Consider the following 23,673-nt stretch of genomic DNA (forward strand, 5'->3'; position numbering starts at 1 on the left):
CTCGTTCAGCAATGCTGGTTGGGATGAAAGCAGCCCTATTCTGCGCCCGCTCAGCTGCGGCAGGCGCGTTTGCCATCCAATCGAGACCTCACCGCGGAATCGGCGAAGCTCCTACGTGTAGCACTATGTTCCCGTTGAACGTCACCGCCGAACCGGCCGCCGGACTCTGCCCGACGACCTTGCCCGAGGCATTGCCGTCGAGCGTGATCACCGTGGTCTGGCTGAGCTGACCGGTCCAGCCCTCACTGCGCAGCCGTTCCTGAGCCTGCACCGGCGTGAGCCCGGTCAGATCGGGGACGGTGATCCGGTCGCCGGCGGAGACATGGACCGTGATGGTCGAGCCCTTCTCCGCGCTGCTGCCGCCCGCCGGGTTGGTGGCGAGCACCTGGCCTTTCGGCAGCGGGGATTTCATTTCCTTGATCTCGACCGTGAAACCGGCGGAGTCGACCAGATTCGGTTGGGCGACGGAGATGTCCTGGCCCACCACGCTCGGCACGCGGACCTCTTCCGGTCCGCTGCCGATGGTGAGGACGACCGGCTGGTCGATGTCGACCCGCACGCCCGCGCTCGGTTCCTGCACGATCACCTTGTCGGTGTCGGCGGTACTCGACGGACTGCGTGCCACATTCGGATCGAGTTGCAGCCCGAGCGAATTCAGCTGCCGCTCGGCGTCGGCCTGACTCATGCCGATCAGCCGCGGCAACTGCACCTGCGTCGGCCCGGTCGAGATCTGCACCGTCACGGTGCTGCCCTCATCGATGCGCGAACCGCCGAGCGGCTGGGTCGCGATCACATTGCCCGGCGCCACCTTGCCGTCCGGTTTCTCCTGCACGGCCACATAGAAACCGGCCTGCTGCAGTGCGCTCTGCGCCTGCTGGGCGGTCTTGCCCGACAGATCGGGAACGGCCACCTGATCGGCCTTGCTACCGGGTCCGACCAGCACCCAGAACAGCCCGAACGCCACGGCCAACGCGGCCGCGACACCGAGCGCGATCAGCCCGGTCCGGTTGCGTTCCTCGCCGACGGGCCCGACCACGGGGTGCTCGGAAGTGTCGTCGCGGCGGTCGTGAAAGTGGTGCGGGCCGGGATCGTCGTCGTAGTCGCCGCGGTCTTCATCGTTCATCACCATCGGCGCGCTCGGCCGCTGCCCGCCGAGCACCCGGATCAGGTCGGCGCGCATCTCCGCGGCCGTCTGGTACCGGTTGGCCGGGTTCTTGGCCATCGCCTTGAGGATCACCGAATCGAGCTCGCGCGGCACGCCGGGATTGACCGACGACGGTAGCGGCGGATCTTCCTTCACGTGCTGGTAGGCGACCGCGACCGGCGAGTCGCCGGTGAACGGCGGCTGCCCGGTGAGTATTTCGAACAGCACGCAGCCGACGGAGTACACGTCCGACCGCGCGTCGACGGTCTCGCCGCGCGCCTGCTCGGGCGAGAGGTACTGGGCGGTTCCGATCACCGCGGAGGTCTGGGTCATCGGGTTGGCGCTGTCGGCGATCGCGCGCGCGATGCCGAAGTCCATCACCTTCACCGCACCGGCGCGGTTGATCATGATGTTGGCCGGCTTCATGTCGCGGTGCACGATCCCGGCCTTGTGGCTGAAATCGAGCGCGGCGCAGACATCCGCCACGACTTCCATCGCTTTGCGGGGCGCCAGCGGGCCCTTGCCGCGCACGATGTCGCGCAGGGTGTCGCCCTCCACGTACTCCATGACGATGTAGGGCAGTGGACCGCCGTCGACGGTGGCCTCGCCGGTGTCGTACACGGCCACGATCGCCGGGTGGTTCAGCGCGGCCGCGTTCTGGGCTTCGCGCTTGAACCGCAGGTAGAACGTAGGATCGCGGGCCAGATCGGCCCGCAGCACCTTGATCGCCACATCGCGGGACAGCCGCACGTCGCGGGCGCGGTGCACCTCCGACATGCCGCCGAACCCGATGATCTCGCCAAGCTCGTACCGCGAGGAGAGATTCTTCGGGGTCGTCATGGTTGTCCTATGGTCGGGCCAACGACCGTGTCGCCATCGGGGAACGGCAGGTCGAAGGTGGGCAGCCGGGGGCGACCCACGGTGGTGGTTCCCGCGGCGGGCGCCGTGGTGGTCGGCTCCGGTTTGGTCGTCTTCGGCGGCGTCGTCGGCTTGGGTTTGGTGGTGGTCGGCGGCGCGGTGGTGGTCGGCGGCGCCTCGGTGGTGGTGGGCGGCGCCTCGGTGGTGGTCGGCGGGCGCGGCGGTTCCGTCGGGGCGGGCGGTTCCTCGGTGACGACCGGCGGCGGCAACTGCCTGGTGGTGGTCACCGGCGGCGGCACCGGCCTGGTGGTCTGCACCGTGGTGGTCGTCGGCCCCGTACCGCGGTTCGGTTCACCGCCGAACAACAGCCACAGCACACCGCCACCGAGCAGCAGCGCGCCGACACCGAGCGCGATCAGCCACTTCTGGTTGTTCTTTGCGTTGCTCGCCGGAACCGGCGCGGGCGCGGAAGCCTGGGTGGCCGGACCGCTGTAACCGCCGGTGGGAGGACCGACGGCACCGCCGGGCTGGTGGCCGAAGCGCATCGTCGCGCCTTCGTAGTCCGCTGCCGCCGCCGCGGCTGCCCCGGCGGGCAGCACCACGGTCGGGCCGGGCGGAAGGACCCTGGTCGCGCCGGTCATCGACGAACCGGTGGCGCCACCGGGGACCGGCGGCATGTGCCCGGCGCGCACCGCGGCGACGGCATCGGCGAACTCGCCGCCGCTGCTGTAGCGCTGCAGCGGGTCCTTGGCCATCGTGATGGCGATCAGTTCGTGCACGTTCGCCGGCAGGTCGTCGGGCATCGGCGGCGGTGCGTCGCGCACGTGCTTCATCGCGACCGTGATCGCGCCCTCACCCGTGAACGGGCGGACTCCGGCCAGGGCCTCGTAGCCGACGATGCCGAGGGAGTACACGTCCGAGGCCGCGGTGGCGTCCTCGCCGACGGCCTGTTCGGGCGCGATGTACTGGGCGGTGCCCATCACCATGCCGGTCTTGGTCACCGGTGAGGCGTCGACCGCCTTGGCGATGCCGAAGTCGGTGATCTTCACCTGACCGGTCGGCGTCACCAGGATGTTGCCCGGCTTCACGTCCCGGTGCACCACGCCCGCCGCGTGCGCGATCTCGAGCGCGCGCCCGGTCTGCTCGAGCATGTCGAGGCCCTGGATGACCGAGAGCCTGCCCATCCGGTTGAGCACCGCGTTGAGCGGTTCGCCCTGCACGAGCTCCATCACCAGGTAGGCGGTCTCGCCGCCCGACGGGTCGGTGGTCTCGCCGTAGTCGTAGATGCCCGCGATCCCGGGGGCGTTGAGCTGCGCGGTGGTGCGCGCCTCGACGCGGAACCGCGCGCGGAAGGTCGGGTCGGCGGAGAACTCGGTCTTGAGGACCTTGACCGCCACCCGGCGATCGAGCCGGGTGTCCATCGCCTCCCACACCTGACCCATACCGCCGGTGGCGATGAGCCGCTGCAGGCGGTAGCGGTCGGCGATCATGGCGCCGTTGTTCAGCATCGGGGCCCCCGTGTTGTCACTCGCACACTCATTTCGTTCAGCCCCCTGCCAGGCCAGCGTCCAGTACCGACCTGGCGATCGGTGCGGCCACCGAACCGCCGGTGGCCGCCAACGCCCGATCGCCGCCGTTCTCGACGATCACCGCGATGGCGATCTTCGGGTTCTGCGCGGGCGCGAAGGCCATATACCAGGCGTGTGGCGGGGTGTTACGGGGATTACTGCCGTGTTCGGCGGTTCCGGTCTTGGACGCGATCTGGTACGGCGACCGCCCACCGCCCGCGGTATTGGCCTCCGAGGCGACCATCAGATCGGTCAGGGTCGACGCTACCTGGGGACTCACCGCCTGGCCGATGCTGACCGGTTTGGTCTTGCTGAGCTCGGACAGATCGGGCGCTTGGGTCTGATCGACCAGATACGGCTGCATCCTGGTCCCGCCGTTGGCGATGGTCGCGGCGATCACAGCGACATTGAGCGGTGTCACCGACACATCGCGCTGACCGATGCTCGACTGGCCGAGCGCGGCGTTGTCCGGGATCGGGCCAACGGTCGACTCGGCGACCGGGATCGGCACACCGGGCGGATCCTCGACTCCGATGCCGAACGCGGCGGCCTCGTCCTTGAGCTTGGCCGCGCCGACCTTCACGCCGAGTTCGACGAACGCGGTGTTGCACGAACGCCGGAACGCTTCGTAGAGGCTCGCGGTCGGCTGGTCACCGCAGGTGCTGCCGTTGTAGTTCTCCAGCGTGGTGCTGGTCCCGGGCAGGGTGATGTTGGGCGCCGCCGTGAACTGGTCGTTCGGACCGGCGACACCGTTGGACAGCGCGGCCGCGGTCACGACGGTCTTGAACGTCGACCCCGGCGGATAGGTCTGCGAGACAGCGCGATTGAGCATCGGCTGGGTCTGGTCGGTGCTCAACCGCTCCCAGGCCGCCCGCCCCGCCGCACCGTCGTGGCCCGACAGCTCGTTGGGGTCGTAGCTGGGCGTGGAGACCATGGTCAAGATCTTGCCGGTGCTCGGCTCGATCGCTACGACAGCGCCGGTGTAGCCCTTCGACGTCATCTGCTCGTAGGCGACCTGCTGCATCATCGGATTCAGCGTGGTGAGCACGTTCGCGCCGCGTGGGTCGCGCCCGGAGAACATGTCGATGAGCCGTCGACCGAACAGGCTCGAGTCGTTGCCCGACAGCAGCGGATCCTCGGCCAGCTCGAGGCCGGTCTTGCCGTACTGCATCGAGTAGAAGCCGGTGACCGGCGCGTAAGCCGGTGGGTCGGAAGGGTATTCGCGCAGGTATTTGTACCGGTCGTCGGTCGCGACGGAGCCGGCGAGCACGGTGCCGCCTGCGGAGATCTGACCGCGCTGGCGCGAGTACTCGTCGAGCAGCACCCGCGAGTTGCGCGGATCGCTGCGCAGATCGTCGGCCTTGACCACCTGCAGGTAGGTCGCGTTCACGAGTAACGCCACCACCATCACCATGACGGCGACGGCGACGCGACGCAGAGGCGTGTTCATTCGCTCATCCTGCTTTCCGGCCTGCGCACCAGTTCCGTGGCCGCGTCGGCGATCGGGGCAGGCGCGCGCTTACGGGCCGGAGCCGGTGCGCGGGCCGCATCGGAGATCTTGATCAGCAGCCCGAGCAGCGCGTAGTTCGCCAGCAGCGACGAACCGCCATAGGAGATGAACGGCGTGGTCAGGCCGGTGAGTGGAATCAGTTTGGTGACACCGCCGACAACCACGAAGATCTGGACCGCGATGGTGAACGACAGGCCCGCCGCGAGCAACTTGCCGAAGCTGTCCCGCACGGCCAGCGCGGTGCGCAGCCCACGGACGATGAAGATCAGAAACAGCATCAGCACCGCGGTGAGCCCGATCAGGCCAAGTTCCTCGCCGATGGTGGTGACGATGAAGTCGGTCTTGGCGAAGGGCACCTGCTGGGGCCGTCCGCTGCCGAGGCCGGTGCCCGCGAGCCCGCCGGTCGCGAAACCGAACATCGACTGCGAGATCTGGTAACCGGTGTTGTGGTAGTCGTCGAACGGGTTCAGCCAGGTGTCGACGCGCACGCGCACGTGCCCGAACAGCTGATAGGCGAACACGAAACCGAGCGCGAGCAGCCCGCCGCCGATGATCAGCCAGCCCACCCGCTCGGTGGCGATGTAGATCATCACCAGCACCGTGCCGAAGATCAGCAGCGAAGTGCCGAGGTCCTTTTCGAGCACGAGCACGCCGATGCAGACGATCCACACGATCAGGACCGGGCCCATGTCGCGTGGTCGCGGCCACTCCATGCCGAGGAAGTGCTTGCCCGCCGCGGTGAACAGGTCACGCTTGGCCACCAGCACGCCCGCGAAGAAGATGATCAGCAGGATCTTCGCGAATTCACCCGGCTGCATGCTGAATCCGGGCAGCCGGATCCAGATCTTGGCGCCGTTGACTTCGGAGAACCGGCTCGGCAACAGTGCCGGAATCGCCAGCGCGACCAGGCCGACCAGGCCTAGTGTGTAGGTGTAGCGCGCCAGCGTGCGGTAGTCCCGCAAGACGATGAGCAGGCTGATGAACACCACGATGCCGAGGCCGGTCCACATGATCTGCTGGTTGGCGTCGGGGGAGGGGACCGCCGTCGCGTCGGACGCCGCTTTCTGCGCCTCCGCGAGATCGAGCCGGTGGATCAGCACCAGGCCCAATCCGTTGAGCAGCGCCACGATCGGTAGCAGCAGTGGGTCGGCGAACGGTGCGAACCGGCGCACCGCGAGATGGGCGATTCCGAACAGCGCGAGGAACGCCACACCGTACTTGGCGATGTCGGTGGTGATCGACTGTTCCTGGCTCGCCTCGACGATGAACAACGACACCGTCGTGATGCCCGCCGCGCCCGCCAGCAGCAGCAACTCCTGGTTGCGTCGCGTCGACGGCGGTGGCGCCGGCGCGAATCCGCCAGGGGGACTGGGGAACGCCCCGGCCGACGGCGGTGGCGGTGCGGACATCAGTCCGTCACCCGGCAGTTCTCCCCTGAGATCTGCGGGGTTGTCGGGGGCACGGTCGTGGTGGGAGCAGCGGTGGTGGTCGGTGTCGCTGGCTGATCGGGGCCAGGAGTCGGTGCGCCACCGGGGATCACCGGGGTCGGCTCGGGCGGCAGCACGCCGGGCTGCGGGACCGTTTCCTTCTTCGGGCACACCGGCAGGAGTTCGTTCTGCGCCAACACCTTCATGCTGCCGCGCGCCTTGTCCAGCGAGTCCGGTGGCAGACCCTTGCTCACCTGGTCGCGTCCGGTCTGCTTCAGGTCACTGACCATCAGCGTCTTGCAACCGCTCGGCGCGGACTTGCCCACCTCGAGCAGCGTGAGCTCGCCCTTGGGGTTCACACAACCCGCCAGCTCCACGTCGTGGATGGAGTAGCCGAGGATCGAACCGGGCAGGCCGCGCATCACGACCACCTTGTCGTTGTCGGCGCCCACGTAGTAATTGCTGCGAATCATCTTGTAGCCCACCACGAGTCCGATGGAGACCGCGGCGATCAACGCCAGCGACAGCAGCAGCCAGCGCAGTTTGTGGGACTTGGTTTCCACCGGTGGCGGTGCGGCGGCTGCCCTGCGCGGTTGCGCGCGCGGCGGCCGCATGGCGGCGGCGCGCCCTGCCGCGGTGTTCGGCGGCGGGGCGTCTTCCTCCTCCTCGGTGGAGGCGGCGCCGGCGAGGATCGGGTGGCTCTGGCCGTAGTCGAGGTCGATCACATCGGCGACGACGACGGTCACATTGTCGGGACCGCCACTGCGCAAGGCCAATTCGATGAGCCGGTCGGCGCACTCGTCGGTATTGCCCTCGCGCATGGTGTTGCCGATGGTCTCGTCGCTCACCACGTCCGAAAGTCCGTCGGAGCACAGCAGATAACGGTCGCCGGCGCGGGCTTCGCGCATGATCAGCGTCGGTTCGATCTCGTTGCCGGTGAGGGCACGCATGATCAGCGAACGCTGCGGGTGGGTGTGCGCCTGCTCCGGCGTGATCCGACCCTCGTCGACCAGCGACTGCACGAACGTGTCGTCGCGGGTGATCTGGGTGAGTTCGCCGTCGCGCAGCAGGTAGGCGCGCGAGTCGCCGATATGGACCATGCCGAGCTTGCGGCCCGCGAACAGGATGGCGGTGAGCGTGGTGCCCATGCCGTCGAGTTCGGGTTCGGCCTCGACGTGGTCGGCGATGGCGGCATTGCCGGAATGCGTGGCGTGGTCGAGCTTGCCGAGGATGTCCTCGCCCGGCTCATCGTCGTCGAGATGCGCCAACGCGGCGATCATCAACTGGGAGGCCACTTCTCCGGCGGCGTGCCCACCCATGCCGTCGGCCAGCGCTAATAGGCGTGCGCCCGCGTAGACCGAATCTTCGTTGTTGCCCCGGACGAGTCCGCGGTCGCTTCGCGCGGTGTAGCGCAGAACAAGAGTCACGATCGCAGCTCGATCACTGTTTTGCCGACTCGCACCGGAGTGCCGAGCGGAACACGGACGGCGGTGGTGACTTTCGCGCGGTCGAGATAAGTGCCATTGGTGGAACCGAGGTCTTCCACGTACCAGTCGTCACCACGCTGAGACAGTCGCGCGTGCCTGGTCGAGGCGTAGTCGTCGGTGAGTACCAGCGTCGAATCGTCGGCGCGTCCGATGAGAACCGGTTGCGTGCCGAGGGTGATTCGAGTGCCGGCGAGTGAACCATGAGTCACCACTAGATACTTGGCGCCCTTCTGGCTTCGGCTGAAGGAGGGCAGACCGATGGACCCGCGGCTACCGCGAGTTGCCCTCGGCTGTATCCGTATGCCGGATGCCGCGTAGATATCGCTGCGCAAGGTCCGCAGAACGGCCCAGACGAACAACCAGAGCAGCAGCAGGAACCCCGCACGGGTCAATTGCAGGATCAATCCCTGCACGGCGTTCCACCTCCTGTTCGCCCGGGTACGTCGGTACGGCAGGTGCGGTGCGAACCACCCCCACCAGCGTGCTGGCTTGCGGGCCCCGAGGTCGGGACCGTGCGTGTAATGGCAGCATCATAGAGCCGACAGCGTCGACTCGTGACGTGCACCGCGCAGCTTACGGGATCAGACGATCCGGATCAGGATCTCGGAATGTCCGGCCCGGATGACGTCGCCGTCGGCGAGCTGCCAATCCTGCACGGGGGAACCGTTGACAAGGGTTCCGTTGGTGGAACCGAGGTCGGAGAGCATGGCCGTCTGGCCGTCCCAACGCACCTCGATATGGCGACGCGAGACACCCGTGTCGGGGAGCCGGAAGTGGGCGTCCTGACCGCGGCCGAGGATGTTGGAGCCCTCGCGCAGCGCGTAGGTGCGGCCACTGCCGTCGTCGAGCTGCAGCGTGGCCGAGTAGCTCGACTGGGCGGCGCCGTAGCCCGCGCCCTGCGGCTGGCCGTAGCCCTGCTGGCCGTAGCCCGCGGCGGCGGGTTGGGCGTAGCCGCCCTGCTCCTCCTGGCCGTAGGCCGGCTCGGCGTAACCGGGCTGTGCGCCGTAAGCCTGCTGGCCATAGCCCTGCTGCTGGGGTTCGGCATAGCCCTGCTGGCCGTAGCCACCCTGCTGCTCGTAGCCGGGCTCGGCGTAACCGGGCTGTGCGTAACCACTCTGCTGGCCGTAGCCCTGCTGCTGCGGTTCGGCGTAGCCCTGCTGGCCGTAGCCACCCTGCTGGTCGTAGCCGGGCTCGGCGTAGCCGGGCTGTGCGCCGTAGCCGGGCTGCTGGCTGTACGCCTGCTGGCCGTAGCCACCCTGCTGGTCGTAGCCGGGCTCGCCGTACGCGGGCGGGGCGCCGTAGCCGCCTTGCTGGCCATAGCCCTGCTGTGCGGGTGCGGCGGGGTCGTAGCCGTTCTGGTATTCGCCACCCTGCTGGCCGTAGGCATCGCCGTATCCGGGCTGCGCCTCGGGCGCGCCGTAACCGCCGCGGCCGTAGTCGTCGGCCGGGTAGGAAGCCCCTGGCGCGCCTGCGGGCGGCGGTGCGTACCCGCGGTTGCGTGGATCGGACTCCGCGGGCTCTCGGCCGGGCTCGTAGCCTGAGTTATGCGTCATGGGGCCAGCTCCTGGTTGCGGGTGTGCGGGTCGTTGTGGCGGTTCGGGGCGAGGTGGGGCCGTCCCACGACCGGCGTCGGGGTCGACGCGGCCGCTCGCTCTGAACATTCCGGTGTGCAGCGTAGGTGATGCCTCGAACGCCACGTGTACTTCGCCGTAGGTCTGCCAGCCCTGCTCGCGGATGTAATCCTGCAGATGTTTGGCGAACGCTTTGGTGGTCAGGTCGTGATCGGCGTCGAGCTTGCCGTGATCGGTTTCATTGATCGTGATCACGTAACTGTTCGGCGCGAGGCGATGCCCGCCCTCCAGATCCTGGATCTGATCTGCGGCTTCTTGCTGCAGCGCGGCTTCCACCTCCTGGGGAACCACACTGCCGCCGAACACCCTCGCGAACACGTCACCGACAGCGCCCTGCAAGCGACGTTCGAATCTCGACACGATGCCCATCACGGCCCTCCCTTCGGTGCGCGTGTCCGCCCTTCTCGACACACTCTTTACGGCGTGTCCGGACGCGACCACGTTCCTTGCATGATATCCACGATCCTCTACCTGGGTAACTCCCGGCGCCGCCCCCCGGTTCCCCTGCCCGTTTTCACGGCATCCGCGCAGGTCAGAGAATCGATTTTATTTTCGCCCGCGGGGCATGTTAGATTTTTCCAGTCGCTCGGGCGAGTGGCGGAATGGCAGACGCGCTGGCTTCAGGTGCCAGTGTCCGTAAGGACGTGGGGGTTCAAGTCCCCCTTCGCCCACAAGACTAAAGGCTCGATCCTTCTGGATCGGGCCTTCAGTCGTTTTCGGGCGACTGATGACGACTTGCGGGCGCTGCCCTAGGACACCGGGCAGCTGTATATAAGGCAGGCGCTCAGCGGATCGGCTCCATCGTCATCGACCCGGCCGCCGGTGCCGCACGCACCTCGCCCGACCGAACCGCTGCGGCCACCGCACCGAGGTAGTCCCGATTCGCCGGGATGAGTCGAAGGTCACAGTGTCCGTGCAACCTTGTATTCCGGATGTTCTGCTGCTGATTTCTGGCCGTTCGGCGGCCCGTTCGCAACCGGTCATCCGCCCAGTTAGGGGTGATGAATTCGGTGTTTTACGGTGATTGCTGAGCGCGCATCTCGTTTGCAGCCTATTTAACAAACTTGAAGTTTCTTTTCACGTTTCAAGTAGGCGGCAACCGTAATTCCGTTGCCGAAACCCCAGGTGACAGCTATGTGGCGACCCCGGTGTGATCCGGGGCAACCCCACTCGACATTCGCGCCCGGGTGCCGTCGACGGTGCGTGACTCGTTATCGAAGGTTTGCTCGGGGTGAATTCCCGGTGCCGTCGTACGCCTGACGAAGGGGGCGCCAGGAGTTTGCTGTGGGTGTGGGAATCGATGCGTCCACGGCCCTTTGCAGGTTCGCAATTCCTACCCCGGACCTGCGCGTTGGGGGTTGCGTGACCATAACGATTGTGTACAGTTGACGGTAACGCTGGCCGCAGTTCGAGCCCGACTCGCTGCGGCCAGCGGAACTCAAATGGGGGAGTTCTTCACCGTCTCTTAACCTTCCGTAGCTGCCGATTGCCCGGTGCCGTCCCTGGGCGGTGTGCTCGGAGTTGTCGGCCTCACAGATGCACGCACAGATGCGAGCTCACGCCCGGTCGAGCGTCTTTGCCGGTGCCATCAGCCACCGATCGGTCGGCTCCGCCGCCGTGACCGGTAGCACTGCCTGGGCATCCTGTTCCTCGGCCACCCGCTTGCCGATTCCGAAGACGTAGTAGAGGAACAGTGCCTCGGCCATGAACCCCAGCGCGATCCGCGCGGGCGTGGGCAACGGACTCGGCGTCACGAAGCCCTCCAACAGTCCACACACCATCAGCACACCGACCAGCCCGAGTGCCACCGTCGCGGTCGCCCGCCCCTGCCTGGCCATGGCCGCCGCCCTGCTGCGCCGTCCCGGGTCCACCAGCGTCCAGCCCAGCTTCAAGCCCACTCCGCCCGCGACGAACAGCGCGGTGAGCTCCAGCGTGCCGTGCGGCAGGATGAAGCCGAAGAACGAATCCAGCCGACCGGCATCGGCCATCAATCCACCGGTTATCCCCAGATTCAGCGCATTCATGAACATTGCGTACACAGCCGGGAGGATCAGCACACCGGTGAACAACGCGATCGCCGACACCAGCGAATTGTGTGTCCACACCTTCGCCGCGAAGGCCTCGTTGGGGTGTTCGGAGTAGTAAGTCTCGAACGAACCCCCAGGTCCGGTGATGTCCGACAGATCACCCTCGGGTATCCCCAAGGCATCGCGCGCCGCCGCCGAACGATCGACGAGCACGCCGATCACGCCCGCGACGGCCAGAAAAACCGCAGTTGTCCCCAACCACCACGGCCACGCTCTGTACACAGCCGAGGGAAAGTGCCGAGTGAAGAATCGCCCGACCTCGCGCCACGGCTGTGACCTCGCCGCCAGGACTCGCCCGCGGGCCCTGGCCACCAGCGAGCTGAGCCGGTCGACGAGCTCCGGATCCGGGTGGTGCCCCTGCAATCTCGCCAGCTGCTGCGAGGTGGACCGGTACAGCCGGACCAGCTCGTCGGCATCCGCACCCGACAACTTGCGCTGGCGAACCAGCTGATCGAGCCGATACCACGACCGTTGACTCGCCCAGCTGTAGGCATCGGTGTCCATATCGGGAATGCTAGCCACATGGCTGAATTCACCACCGGCGAAGCGGTGGCGCTCGAACTCCCGATCGCGCGCATCCCCAGCCGTGCGGGCGCTTTTCTGCTCGACCTGATGCTCCAGCTCGGCCTCGCCGCGACGCTGGAATACGTCTTGCTGCTCGTGCTGATCACCACCGACGCCGACTCCGCCTGGTTCTCGGTGACATCGGTTGTGACACTGGTGACGGTGCTGATCGCCTACCCGGTGGTCAGCGAAACCGTCTCGCGCGGGCGGTCATTGGGCAAACTGGCCTTCGGCCTGCGCGTGGTGCGCGCCGATGCCGGGCCGATCGACTTCCGGCACGCGCTCACCCGTGGACTCGCAGGCGCGATTGTGGATTTCTGGCTGCTCGGTGCGTTCGGCGCGGTCGCCGTTGTCTCGTCACTGTGTTCGCGCGAGGGCAAGCGAATAGGCGACGTGCTCGCCGGAACGGTAGTTGTCCACACCCGACAGACCATGCCGATGCCGTCGCTGGCCGTGGCGCCGCCGTGGTTGGCGGGGTGGTCGGCACAGCTGGATCCGAGCGGGATCTCCGACGAACTGGCCGGTGCGGCCCGGCGGTATCTGACCAGGCTGCCGACGCTCACGCAGCCCACACAGCACTATCTCGGCACCGAGCTCGTCGAGGCGATGTGTGCGGCGCTGCGCTGTCCGGTGCCCGTCGGCTATCCGCCGTATCACGTGCTCGGCGCGATTCTCGCTCGGCGACAGCAGCTTTCACGGGTGTAGATCCCCAGGCTGTGGATGAATCGCCTGTGCATGAATCAGGTTGTGCGCGAACCGACTTGTGCACAACCCAGCCTGTGGATGAATCTGTTGGTGAGTCGGTGGATGGACTGTGAGTACCGGTGGAAACTCCGGTTATCCACAACTAGGTGCGGTTGTGCACAATTCGCGATGCCCACAGCTCACAGCGAGCCGGACTGCTTGAGTTCGAGGTATTCGTCGGCCAGCGCCTCTGGCAGTCGATCGGGGGCCGCGGCCACCACGGCCACGCCGCGCCGACGCAGTGTTTCCTGCACGAGAGCGCGTTCCGCCAGCACGGTTTCGGCGGCGGCCGCGGCGTAGACCTGCGAGCGGTCGGCCGCCGCCGCGGCGATATCGGGATCGGTGACGGAGACGATCAGCACCCGATGACGCTGGGTGAGCGTCGGGAGCGCGGGCAGCAGGTGCTCGGTGACGGTCGGCCCGTCGAGACTGGTGAACCACACGATCAACGCCCGCCTGCGAACCCGGGAGATCACGGTGCGGACCAGGCCGGTGGTGTCGGTGTCGACAAGCTGTGGAGTAACCCCCGCGAGGGTGTGCATAAGTTTCAAAGGCAGCTGATTCCCGCCGACACCGGTCACTTCCGCGCGCACTCGCCGGTCGTATGCCACCAGGTCGACCGTGTCGCCCGCGGCCGCGGCCAGTCCACCGAGCAGCAACGCCGCTTCGATCGAACTGTCGAGTCGCGTTCCCTCGCCGACGCGACCCGCACTCGCCCGCCCGGTGTCGAGGACCATCAGCATGTGCCGGTTGCGTTCGGGGCGCCACGTCCGCACCAGCACGTCAGCGGCGCGCGCGGTGGCGCGCCAGTCGATACTGCGCACGTCATCGCCTGCCACGTACTCGCGGAACGAATCGAACTCGGTGCCCTGCCCGCGCGTATTGGCGACATTGCGACCCTCGAGATGATGCAGCCGCTTCACCTTCGAACGCAGCAGTCGCTCACTGCGGAACGCGGGCAGCGCGCGCACCCTGGCTGGCACATCGATCCGGCTCTGCCGACCCGCCAGACCCAGCGGCCCGAGCAGTCGCACCGTCACCGGACCGGCGACCCGATCGCCGCGATAGGTGGGAGTCAGCTTGGTGCGCAGTCGAATTCGGGTGCGCGGGGCCAACTCCAGGTGCTGGTCGCCGAGCTCGGGACGCGCGCTCTCGGGCCAGGCGTCCCACAGCATTCCGCGCACGGTGGCCGTGCCGGTGTTGGTGACCACCAACTCCACCTCGGTGCCGCGACCCAGCCGCACCACCGTCAACGGATCGCGGGTCATCGACAGCGAATCCGCTCGCGCGGTCAGCGCGATGTCGACCAGCAGCAGCGCCACCAGCAACGAACACGCGCCGAGCACCCCGACCCACGTGGGCACCACGAACATCACCACCGCCGCCGCGGCCGTGGCGAGCAGCGCGAACCGGCCTGTGACCACCACGTCGCTAGACCGGTACCGGCACCGAGACCAGCAACGACGAGAGCACACCCTCGGTGCTCACCCCGTCGAGCTCGGCCTCCGGACGCAACTGCAGGCGATGCCGAAGTACCGCCATCGCCACAGTTTTCACGTCATCGGGCGTCACGTACGGGCGGCCGTTGAGCCAGGCGAAGGCACGGGCGGCGGCCAGCAGCGCGGTCGCGCCGCGGGTGGACGCGCCGTGCGCGACCGCGGGGGAGGAGCGGGTGGCGCGGCACAGGTCGACGATGTAGGCCAGCACCTCCGGGCTCACCACCACCTCGCCCACCGCGGCGCGCGCGGCCGCGATGTGCTCGGGCCCGGCGACCGGGCGCAGTCCGGCAGCACCGAGATCACGCGGATCGAAGCCGCTCGCATGGCGTTGCAGGATGCGGAACTCGTCGTCGCGGTCGGGCAGCCGGATGTCGACCTTGAACAGGAACCGGTCGAGCTGTGCCTCGGGCAGCGGATAGGTGCCCTCCTGCTCGATCGGGTTCTGCGTGGCGACCACCACGAACGGATCGGGCAGCGGACGCGGCTGACCGTCCACCGAAACCTGGCGCTCCTCCATCGATTCCAGCAGCGAGGACTGGGTTTTCGGTGGGGTGCGGTTGATTTCGTCGGCCAGCAGCAGATTGGTGAAGACCGGGCCCTTGCGGAAGGTGAATTCGGCCGAATGCGGGTCGTAGATCTGCGTACCGGTGACATCGCCCGGCATCAGGTCCGGCGTGAACTGCACGCGCGCGTGCTCGAGCGCGAGCGAGGTGGCGAGCGCGCGCACCAGCAGCGTCTTCGCCACGCCCGGAACACCTTCCAGCAGCACGTGGCCGCGGCACAGCAGTGCCAGCACCAGGTACAGCACGGCCTGGTCGTTGCCGACCACCGCCTTGCCGATCTCGGTGCGCAGCGCGGCCAGCGCCGCCGCGGCTTCCGGTGCGCTCGGGGTTTCGAGCACAACAGCGTCCTTGGAAATATTTGTCATCCGAGCTCCGTCTCGATCCATTCGAGGTGTGCGGCAACGTCATTGAGGGTCGCCTCGTCCGGCACGTCGCCGAACAGGGCGGTGCCGATCTGTTGAGCGGGCACGCCGAGCCTGCTCGCCACGAGGTCGACGAGTTGGTCGTTGGTGCGCTCGCCGCCCAGCCGTCGCTTGATCCGGCGCAGTGTCGCGGCGCGCAGGATGTGGGCCACGTGGGCCACGTCGCCGGAGCGGCGGTACAGCCCGGCCTGCCCCGCGAGCAGTTCGTTCGCGGGAACTTCGACCGGGCGCGGCTCGCCGACCAGCGCACCGCGCCTGCGTGCCCGCCACCAGATCAGCGCGGCGAAAGCGACCAGGAACTGTAGGCCGCCGAACGCCAGCCAGCCGGGTAGCCGGGTGAAGATCGAATCCTTGCCGCTACCGAAATCGAGGTCGCTGTTGTCTGGATTCGTGGGCGGATCCGGGGGTGGGGGCAGGTCGGGGGGTGCGGGCGCGTCGGGGGCGCCGCAGGACTGCATGGAGGCGTAGAGCAGCAGGGCGATGGCGAGTCCGGCGGCGAGCGTGATCCAGAATCGGGGGTTGCGCAGGATCGCGGGCAGCGGAGGAAGTTGCCTGCGCTGCTTGGGTTCTCGCTCGACAACCTCGATCTCGAGCGGGTCGAGCACGGGCGGTGGCGCGGATTGGGAGTACCGGTCGGCGTATTCGAGGCGGCGGTATTCGTCCTCGGTGGCGGTGCGTCCGCCGTAGACGACTTCGTCGAAACTTCTTGCCGCCGGGTGCAATTCGGTGGACTGCTCCAGCGGCAGTGCGGTGGTCGCGTCGTCGGCGGTCTCCTGTGCGGTGCGCGAGCGGCGCACCGGCAAGCTGCCGTCCTGTTCGAGGCCGCGCAGCACAGCTCGGAAGCGTTCGCGCAGCGCACGGTCGTAGTCGCGGCGGCCCGCGGCGTTTTCGGCGGCGGCGCGGTGTTCGGCGGCGGCACCGAGGCGCGGCCGCGGCGGTACGTCATCGGGGAATTCGGTCACCGGCGATCACCAGGGATTCGGATGTCCATACCTTCCCGGACACAGCGTCGGCTGATGTAGGAGAGGACGCGGCTGCTCGCCTCGACGATCTCACTCACCGTCACCACCAGTAGGAACCCGCTGACCAGCAGGGTGATAACGGCCCAGCGACGGGTGCCGGAGAAGTCGGAGAGAAAGAACGGAATACCGAACGCGGGCACCGCCAGTACCGCGAAGATGAGCCGCTGAGTGAGCCACAGCCCCGCGGTCGACCAGACCGCACCCTCCATGAGCAGCTTCGAACGAGCGACGCCGACACGGAAACCCGCGTGCTCGGCGATGATCACCGGCTCGGTCACGAATCGCCGTGCTCGCACCTGTGCGAGCCAGATCAGCGCCAGTGGATAGGTGATCACCAGAATGCTCCCGAGCAGCAGCACTCCGATTCCGGTCAGGGTGAACATGATCTGCGCGAGTACCAGCGGCGTCGACCGCCTGGCCGCGGCCCGCAATCCGTCGAGCACGCCGTAACGCACCCCGTGGAAATCGGCGAGCCCGATGGTGACTGTCGCGCCACGCAGGACCAGGCGAACCATCCACACACAAGCAGCGGTCGCCAGAATCGCGGCCCACGCGGTCCCCACGTCGGAGCCATCGGTGAGGTGCGAGATCAGGCCGGTGATCCCCAAGACGACCAGCACACCGATCACGAGCGCACTACCGCCGAGCATCGCGAATGTCCGAATATGGGCCTGGATCAGCGCGAACGGCTCATCGAGCAATTCACGGAAACGCAAGGGACGAATCGGCACCGTAGGCGGCATTGGCGGCCCCGGCGCAGGCACCGGTGCCGGATCGACTCCCGCCCCGACGGCGCCAACCGTATAGCCGGCAGGACGCACGGGCCCGAGTGTAGTCAATCCCACTCGAACTGCCCGGTCAGCCTGATCTGTCGCCGACCCCGCGCCCAGCCGACGCCCCCTCCTCAACCAACGCGGTCAACCGAGGCAACGCGATGTGCGTCGGCTTCAACCGCCCACGCAGCGTGACAGTCTCCGCGAGAACCCACTGCGCGGATTCCGAATCCGCCGCCGCCGCGAGAGTCGTTGCCGAGCTCAGCAACCGTTCGTCGTACTGCTTGGACAGCTCACACAACCGAGCGGCCTCGTTCACCGCGTCCCCGATCACCGTGAACTCGTACCGATTGTGCGCCCCCACGTTCCCCGCCACGACGCGCCCCGCCGCGACACCGATCCCCGCGTCGAGATCGGATTCATCGCGCAGTCGCCGCTGAATCGCCCGACCACACGACAGCGCCGCACCAGCCAGGTCGTCCAGCGGCGCCGGAGTCCCGAAGACCGCCAGCGCCGCATCCCCCTCGAACTTGTTGAGCAGCCCACCGTGCCGTTCCACCTCGTCGACGACGATGTCGAAGAACCGGTTGAGAATGCCGACGATCTCGGGTGCGGGCAGCGTGGCCGCCATCGTGGTCGAGCCGATGATGTCGATGAACAGTGCCGCCGCCTCGGTTTCGGTGCCGCCGAGCACCGGCTGAGAGGCGATCGCCGCCATCGCCACATCGTGGCCGACGTGCTTGCCGAACAGGTCCTTGATCATGGCCCGCTCGCGCAGCCCGTGCACCATCGTGTTGAACCCGCTCTGTAGTTCGCCCAGTTCGGTGCCGTCGTAGAGGGCGATCTCCGCGTCGAGGTCACCGTTCTCGACGCGGCGCAGCGCCTGGCGCACACCCTTGATCGGGGCCACCGTCGCCGCGACGACCTGGCCCATCAGGATCAACCCGAACACCAGCGCCGAGCCGCCGAAGCTGAGCATGCACACCGCGAGCCTGGCCTTGCTCACCGCGGGATCGGCGAGTGCCCACACCGCGACCGTCATCGTGAGCGCCACCGGCACCCCCACGCCGACGAACCACGACAGCATGGTCCGGCCGAACACGCCGATGCCGCGGCGGCGGTGCGGGTCGGCGGCCAGCACGCGCGCGGTCACCGGGCGCAGCGCGAATTCGATGATCAGATAGCTGTTGGCGCAGACGACGATGGCCGCCGCGCCGATCGCGAGGACGACCTTGGGGATCAGCGCGGGCTCGCGCACCCCGTAGGCGACGGTGAGCGCGATCAGCGTCAGCGTCCACAGGAGGGCCTGTTGCAGCACCATCCAGCGCGGTGCCGACACGGTGACCTGCTGTTCGGCCGGCGTCGGCACGTGCTCGGGGTCGGTGGCCCAGCGCATCGACCGCACGCCCGCCACCGTTCCCCACACGGTGCCGATCACCAGTGCCAAGCCGGCGCACAGCGGCGTGAAGACGCTGTTGACCAGCAGAAGTTCCTGGGTGAACACGGTCGGTCCCGGCAGCACGAAGCCCGCGAGCACCACGACCATCGTGATGCCGATCAGGTTGGCGATGAGCAGCGGAAGGGTGAGTAGCAACTGCACCCGAACCCGCCGGACGGTCGACTTCTCGTCGGCCGGTCCGAGCAGGGGTGAGCCCCACGGCGCTGATCCCGCGGCGCGTGTCGGTCCATCGCGGTTGATCACACACGAACTGTAAACCGGCGAACCGCCGAACGGCCACTGAGTTGCCTACGTCACTGACTCGATGTGTCCGCTATAACAACTGGTGGCGGCATCTTTTGTGACCCGCCATCGGCGCTGTGTCCGTGGCGTTGTCCGCAGCGGCGTTCGGTGTACAAGCGTCCACTCAGTCTTGTTGACGGAGGTGGGTGCTCAGCGTTCCAGGAGTCGGTCAACGACCGCGCGGTAGCGGGCAGGTTCGATCTGCGGCAGGCCGAGCAGGGCGCGCAGGTACACCCCGTCGCCGACCAGGCGGATGGTGTCGGCGCGGACAGGATCGTCGACTTCGGTCTCGAGGTTGTCCGACCAGGCCGCCATCACCGCGTCGAGCGCGCGCTGCACCTCGTCGGGTTCGTTGCCCGCCGAGGCGTCGATGGTGCGCATCGTCGCCAGCAGCGAGCGGTAGAGCGCGAGTTCGACGGCGTCTTCCTGCGCGGTGGGATCGGGCGTCTGCAGGTACCACTCGGCGATCGATGTCCCGCTCGTTCTGGCTTCGTCGAGCTGGTCGCGCGCGCGGTCGCCGAGTCGGTGGACCAGTCCGACCAGCAGCGCGTCTTTGCTCTTGAAGTGATAGAGCAGCCCGCCCTTGGATACGCCGGCCGCCGCGGCGACATTGTCGAGGGTCATCTGGGCGGTGCCGCGTTCGAGCAGCAGGGTTTCCAGGGCGTCGAGGATGCGATCGCGGGTGCCGGGGCTCACGGCGATCACTGTACCGTCTGGACGGTTTCTCTGTTACTGTACCGTCTGGACGGTTTACCAAACCGGGAAAGTCGAGAGACCGATGAACACCCACACCGAACTCAGTCCGCCGCGCGCCACCTCGCGTGAGTGGGCCGGACTCGGCGTACTCGCCCTTGCCCTGCTCCTGCTCGCCGTCGACGCGACCGTGCTCGATCTGGCCGTGCCCGCGATCAGCGCCGACCTCGCCCCGAGCACGCCGCAGCTGCTCTGGATCATCGACGTCTACTCGTTCGTGCTCGCCGGTCTGCTGGTCGTGATGGGCAACCTCGGCGACCGGATCGGCAGGCGCAGACTGCTGCTGATCGGTGCGGTCGGCTTCGGTATCGCCTCGGCGGTGGCCGCCTGGGCGGTCTCGCCGGAGATGTTGATCGCGGCACGTGTCCTGCAAGGCGTCGCCGGTGCCACGCTGATGCCCGCCACGCTCGGCCTGATCCGCTCGATGTTCCAGGACGCGCGACAGCGCACCATCGCGATCGGTGTGTGGAGTGCGATGGCCGGTGGTGGCGCCGCGGCCGGTCCGCTGGTCGGCGGCTGGTTGCTCGAGCACTTCTGGTGGGGCTCGGTGTTTCTGGTGAACCTGCCGGTGATGCTGGTGCTGCTGGCGCTCGCGCCGCTGCTCATCACCGAATCGCGTGATCCGAACCCCGGCCGGTTCGACGCGCTCAGCGCGATGCTGTCGATGCTCGCGCTGGTCCCGGTGGTCTACGCGGTGAAGGAGACCGCGGCACACGGCCCGACAGTGGGCGCGCTGCTCGTCGGTCTGGTCGGTGTGGTCTCGGCCGTGCTGTTCGTGCGCAGGCAGCGTCGCCTGACCGATCCGATGCTCGACCTGCGGCTGTTCGCATTGCCGAGGTTCCGGGTGGCGGTGTTCACCAACCTGCTGGCGGTGTTCGCACTGGCGGGCGTGCTGTTCTTCGGGTCGCAGTATCTGCAGCTGGTCCTCGGGCGCACAGCCTTGGAGGCGGGTTTGTTGATGCTGCCCGGACTCGTGGCGAGCGTGCTCGGTTCGCTGGCGGCGGCCTGGCTGGTGCGGGCCTGGCGCGCGGCGGTGGTGCTGGCCGGTGCGCTGGTTGTCACGGCGATCGGCACGGCGGCCTTCCTCGCGGTCGACGCTGTCAGCGGGGCTGAGGCGTTCGTGCTCGGTTTCGTCGGCATCGGGCTCGGTGCGGGCGTGGCGATGACGGTGGCCGCCGACCTGGTGGTCGGCTCGGCGCCGGAGGAACGCGCCGGTGCGGCCGCGGCGATCTCGGAGACCGCCTACGAAACAGGTCTCGCGCTCGGCGTCGCCCTGCTCGGGAGCACGGTGATGGCGATCTTCCGGCGTGGACTCGACCTGTCCTTGCTGCCCGCGGACATGGTGGCTACGGCATCGGGTTCGCTCAGCGGCGCGGTCGAGGTGGCCGGTGAGCTGCCCGAGGTGGTGGCGGAGGAATTCCTGTCGTCGGCGAATCAAGCGTTCGTCAGCGGCATCCATCTGACGGTGGTCGGCATCGTCGCGGTGCTGTTGTTCGCGGCGTACAGCGCGCTGCGCGCGAAAACCAGGTGATAAGGGTTCACCGGCCGGGTGGCATCATCCGACCGGCGTCACCGTGCGGGCGGCAGCTGACGCCGGTTGCCGGGGAGTTCGTTGGCGTTGCCGCCTGCGAGCTCCCCGTACCCGTCCGCCTCGGGCAGGCCATTGCCCTGGCCGGCGGGCAACGCGGGGTAGGTCGGCGACTGGTACTGGCGCGGGTCCGGGTGGAAGCGGGGGCCGTCGACCACGTTCGAGGCGGTCTGCTGGGCGTAGGGCTGCTGGTACTGCTGTTGCGGGTAGGCGCCGGGTGGGAGGAAGCCCTGGGCGGGCTGGCCTTGCAGGTGGTAGCCGGCGGGGACCTGCTGTTGCTGGGCCGCGGAGTCCTGGGTGTCGACGGTGACCTTGCGGGTGCGCCGGAGGGTGAACGTCACCTCTTCGACCTCTTCGAAGGCCTGTCGCGCGGTGCGCATCGGGTGGGTGGCCGAGTCGAAGGCGTTGGCGACGAACGCTGGGACAAGGGGCCGGATCCAGCGGGCGGCGGTGTCGGTGAACGGCACCGTTCCGATGATCGGCAGTTCCAAGCCGCCACCACTGGTCGGTGCCTGCGTGGGGGCCTGGTGGGCGGGGACCAGTGCCCCGGCGGGTGCGGCGGGCAGCGCTTGCTGGACGTAACCGGCGGGCAGCTGCGATGTCACGTTCGGCTCCAGAGACACGGAGTCGTCCTTTCGATGCGGCTCGGCGAAACCGAGCTCGAAACCGCCGATCGCGGCGATGATCCTGGTGCGCTGACGTTCTCGATCGATCACGGTATCGGCTTCGATGGCCAGTTGCGCGGCGGTGAGCTCGTGTTCGGCGCGCAACACGGCCGTCTCGGTGCGTACCTCGGCGCGTTTCACCGCGATGGCGGCATCGGCTTCGCGCTCGGCGCGGTCGGCCACGTGGGCGGCGTCGACCCGGCGGTCGAGCGAGGTTTCCCCGCGCCACCAGCGCAGCAGCAGCGGGAGCAGGGCCAGTACGACTCCGGCGAGAAGAATGAGCAGTCGCAAGGCCGCGCTGCCCGCGTGCGAGGTGGTGTAGCTGTTCATGGCCAGCCAGCGGGCGCCGAGACCACGGTCGCCCTCGGCGAAAGCGGTGGTCCGCGCGGCGGCCAACGCGGCGGAATCGGTGCGAACCCGCTGGTCAAGGCCTTCGATGCGGCCCTGCGCCGTGGCGAGTTGCCTGCGGGCGTCGTCGAGCATGTCGTTGGCGGTCTGGGTTTCCGGACCGCGACCCGGTACGCCGGTGATCCTGGTCTGCGGGCATTCCGGGGTGGGGTTGAACTCGCACCGGGCGATCACCAGCGCGCGGTCGATATCGGCCTGCGCCTTGGCGATACTCAGGTCGAGCGCGCCACGGTCGGCGTTGGTCAGGTCGAACGAGGTGCGGGCGGCCACGACGCCGGGCGCGTTCTCGGCGTTCGCCTGGGCGCGCACATCCAGTTCTCGGTCGACGGTCCCGCCGAGCAACACGGTGGCGGCGAGTTCGGCGACGAAGACCCCTGCCAGCACCCCGACTCCGATGCGGGCAGTGGCGCCGAGCTGATCGTCGTCGGCACCCGGCCGAGTGGTCACCAGTGCCCGGCCGAGCGCGGCCAACGCGACGGCGACGACCAGGGGGAACAGCACCGCGCCGATGACGCTCACGTCGGCGGCGAGCAGCGCGGCCAACGTGACGAGTCCGGCGATCACCGCGAACAACGACACCGCGGCACCGGTGACCAGATAGCGGCCCTGTTCATGGCTGAAAGCCAGGTCGGCGCCCGTTTCGGGATCCCGTCGCCGGGGTGAGGCGAGGCCTCCGCCGAGCCAGGTGAGTAAGCCGGTCATGAGTTCTCCCCGGGTCGTGCGCTCCACTGGGCATGGCGAAACTGGTAGCGAAACTGGCATGGATTCGTTGTGCCAGCGTGACAGGCCCGACGCCGACACACCGAGTGCCGAGGTGGTGCTTGTGGTCAGCCTCACAATCGAACCGGGCCGGCATGGCGTGGGCGGTGGCGTTTTCGCGCAGATCTCGGCGTGTCGTACTCGGCGAGCCGGGCCGCCTCGCCGTCGGTGCCCGATTTGTGTCGAACAACACTGCCAGAAGTTAGCCAGCAGTGTGCTGTGACACACATTCGGCAATACAGACCGTACGGTCGGCTGACTGGCGTGCTCGTGGGGGCCCGTGTCGGGAATATCTCACAGCCCATACCCCCGGTTAGCGGAGGTCGGAGGTTTGACCAGGCCTTCCGTAGGGAAATCTGCTGCGATGCAGGTGAGTTCGGCTTTCGGCCCCGTGCCGACGGCCGATTCGAGTCTGCTCACCGACGGTGTTCACGCAGGTGGGCGCGGGTTGTCCGGGATC

At 68.0% G+C, this 23,673-nt stretch carries 17 protein-coding genes and 1 tRNA gene; 3 read left to right on the forward strand and 15 right to left on the reverse strand.

All coding sequences use genetic code 11. The features are described from left to right. Nucleotides 1-88: 88 nt before the first annotated feature. From pknB to ACLJPD_RS09965, 7 genes are all read right to left on the reverse strand, one after another. Nucleotides 89-1,984 (reverse strand): Stk1 family PASTA domain-containing Ser/Thr kinase, encoded by a 1,896-nt coding sequence (gene pknB, locus ACLJPD_RS09935; RefSeq protein WP_410871598.1) that lies wholly within the window; start codon nt 1,982-1,984, stop codon nt 89-91. Further along, nucleotides 1,981-3,510, reverse strand: coding sequence for a protein kinase domain-containing protein (locus ACLJPD_RS09940; RefSeq protein ID WP_410871599.1), 1,530 nt, complete (start codon nt 3,508-3,510; stop codon nt 1,981-1,983). Before ACLJPD_RS09940 ends, pknB begins: the two co-directional genes overlap by 4 nt. 37 nt (nt 3,511-3,547) lie before the next feature. Beyond that, a complete protein-coding gene (locus tag ACLJPD_RS09945) occupies nt 3,548-5,020 on the reverse strand; it encodes a peptidoglycan D,D-transpeptidase FtsI family protein (RefSeq protein WP_410871600.1) in 1,473 nt (490 codons plus the stop codon). Then, nucleotides 5,017-6,489, reverse strand: coding sequence for an FtsW/RodA/SpoVE family cell cycle protein (locus ACLJPD_RS09950; protein ID WP_410871601.1), 1,473 nt, complete (start codon nt 6,487-6,489; stop codon nt 5,017-5,019). Before ACLJPD_RS09950 ends, ACLJPD_RS09945 begins: the two co-directional genes overlap by 4 nt. Further along, complete coding sequence (locus ACLJPD_RS09955) at nt 6,489-7,934, reverse strand: PP2C family protein-serine/threonine phosphatase (protein ID WP_410871602.1); 1,446 nt, start codon at nt 7,932-7,934, stop codon at nt 6,489-6,491. The genes ACLJPD_RS09950 and ACLJPD_RS09955 overlap by 1 nt, the downstream gene beginning before the upstream one ends. Then, nucleotides 7,931-8,407: an FHA domain-containing protein FhaB gene (locus ACLJPD_RS09960; protein ID WP_266294852.1), complete on the reverse strand. Its 477-nt coding sequence runs from the start codon at nt 8,405-8,407 to the stop codon at nt 7,931-7,933. Before ACLJPD_RS09960 ends, ACLJPD_RS09955 begins: the two co-directional genes overlap by 4 nt. A gap of 168 nt (nt 8,408-8,575) precedes the next feature. After that, the gene (locus tag ACLJPD_RS09965; RefSeq protein ID WP_410871603.1) at nt 8,576-9,994 is read right to left on the reverse strand and encodes an FhaA domain-containing protein; all 1,419 of its coding nucleotides are present in this window, start codon (nt 9,992-9,994) and stop codon (nt 8,576-8,578) included. Between the two features lie 219 nt (nt 9,995-10,213). Between ACLJPD_RS09965 and ACLJPD_RS09970 the strand changes: the two genes are divergently transcribed. After that, nucleotides 10,214-10,296 (forward strand) — tRNA-Leu (locus tag ACLJPD_RS09970). Between the two features lie 885 nt (nt 10,297-11,181). On the opposite strand, the gene ACLJPD_RS09975 is transcribed toward ACLJPD_RS09970, so the two are convergent. Beyond that, a complete protein-coding gene (locus ACLJPD_RS09975; protein ID WP_410871604.1) occupies nt 11,182-12,216 on the reverse strand; it encodes a stage II sporulation protein M in 1,035 nt (344 codons plus the stop codon). 18 nt (nt 12,217-12,234) lie between these two features. On the opposite strand from ACLJPD_RS09975, the gene ACLJPD_RS09980 reads away from it, so the two are divergent. Continuing rightward, entirely contained in the window at nt 12,235-12,981 is a 747-nt protein-coding gene (locus ACLJPD_RS09980; RefSeq protein WP_410871605.1) for an RDD family protein, read from the forward strand. A gap of 179 nt (nt 12,982-13,160) precedes the next feature. Here the strand turns inward: ACLJPD_RS09980 and ACLJPD_RS09985 are convergent, their stop codons facing one another. The 6 genes from ACLJPD_RS09985 to ACLJPD_RS10010 all read right to left on the reverse strand — a co-directional run bounded on the left by ACLJPD_RS09985 (nt 13,161) and on the right by ACLJPD_RS10010 (nt 19,736). Continuing rightward, the gene (locus ACLJPD_RS09985; RefSeq protein ID WP_410871606.1) at nt 13,161-14,447 is read right to left on the reverse strand and encodes a DUF58 domain-containing protein; all 1,287 of its coding nucleotides are present in this window, start codon (nt 14,445-14,447) and stop codon (nt 13,161-13,163) included. Nucleotides 14,448-14,451: 4 nt separating this feature from the next. Then, complete coding sequence (locus tag ACLJPD_RS09990; RefSeq protein WP_410871607.1) at nt 14,452-15,447, reverse strand: AAA family ATPase; 996 nt, start codon at nt 15,445-15,447, stop codon at nt 14,452-14,454. Beyond that, complete coding sequence (locus ACLJPD_RS09995) at nt 15,444-16,466, reverse strand: DUF4129 domain-containing protein (RefSeq protein WP_410871608.1); 1,023 nt, start codon at nt 16,464-16,466, stop codon at nt 15,444-15,446. The genes ACLJPD_RS09990 and ACLJPD_RS09995 overlap by 4 nt, the downstream gene beginning before the upstream one ends. After that, nucleotides 16,463-17,257: a hypothetical protein gene (locus ACLJPD_RS10000; RefSeq protein ID WP_410871609.1), complete on the reverse strand. Its 795-nt coding sequence runs from the start codon at nt 17,255-17,257 to the stop codon at nt 16,463-16,465. The genes ACLJPD_RS09995 and ACLJPD_RS10000 overlap by 4 nt, the downstream gene beginning before the upstream one ends. A gap of 127 nt (nt 17,258-17,384) precedes the next feature. Next, complete coding sequence (locus tag ACLJPD_RS10005; protein ID WP_410871610.1) at nt 17,385-19,001, reverse strand: adenylate/guanylate cyclase domain-containing protein; 1,617 nt, start codon at nt 18,999-19,001, stop codon at nt 17,385-17,387. 189 nt (nt 19,002-19,190) lie between these two features. Continuing rightward, nucleotides 19,191-19,736 carry a TetR/AcrR family transcriptional regulator gene (locus ACLJPD_RS10010; protein WP_410871611.1) on the reverse strand — a complete coding sequence of 182 codons (546 nt, stop codon included), beginning with the start codon at nt 19,734-19,736 and terminating at the stop codon, nt 19,191-19,193. 82 nt (nt 19,737-19,818) lie between these two features. Here ACLJPD_RS10010 and ACLJPD_RS10015 point away from each other — a divergent pair, with 82 nt between their 5' ends. Then, entirely contained in the window at nt 19,819-21,324 is a 1,506-nt protein-coding gene (locus ACLJPD_RS10015) for an MFS transporter (protein ID WP_410871612.1), read from the forward strand. A gap of 38 nt (nt 21,325-21,362) precedes the next feature. Here the strand turns inward: ACLJPD_RS10015 and ACLJPD_RS10020 are convergent, their stop codons facing one another. Beyond that, nucleotides 21,363-23,156, reverse strand: a complete 1,794-nt coding sequence (locus tag ACLJPD_RS10020; protein ID WP_410871614.1) for a DUF4407 domain-containing protein — start codon at nt 23,154-23,156, stop codon at nt 21,363-21,365. Nucleotides 23,157-23,673 lie beyond the last annotated feature (517 nt).

Source organism: Nocardia sp. A7, from assembly GCF_046549215.1.
Classification (GTDB): Bacteria; Actinomycetota; Actinomycetes; order Mycobacteriales; family Mycobacteriaceae; genus Nocardia.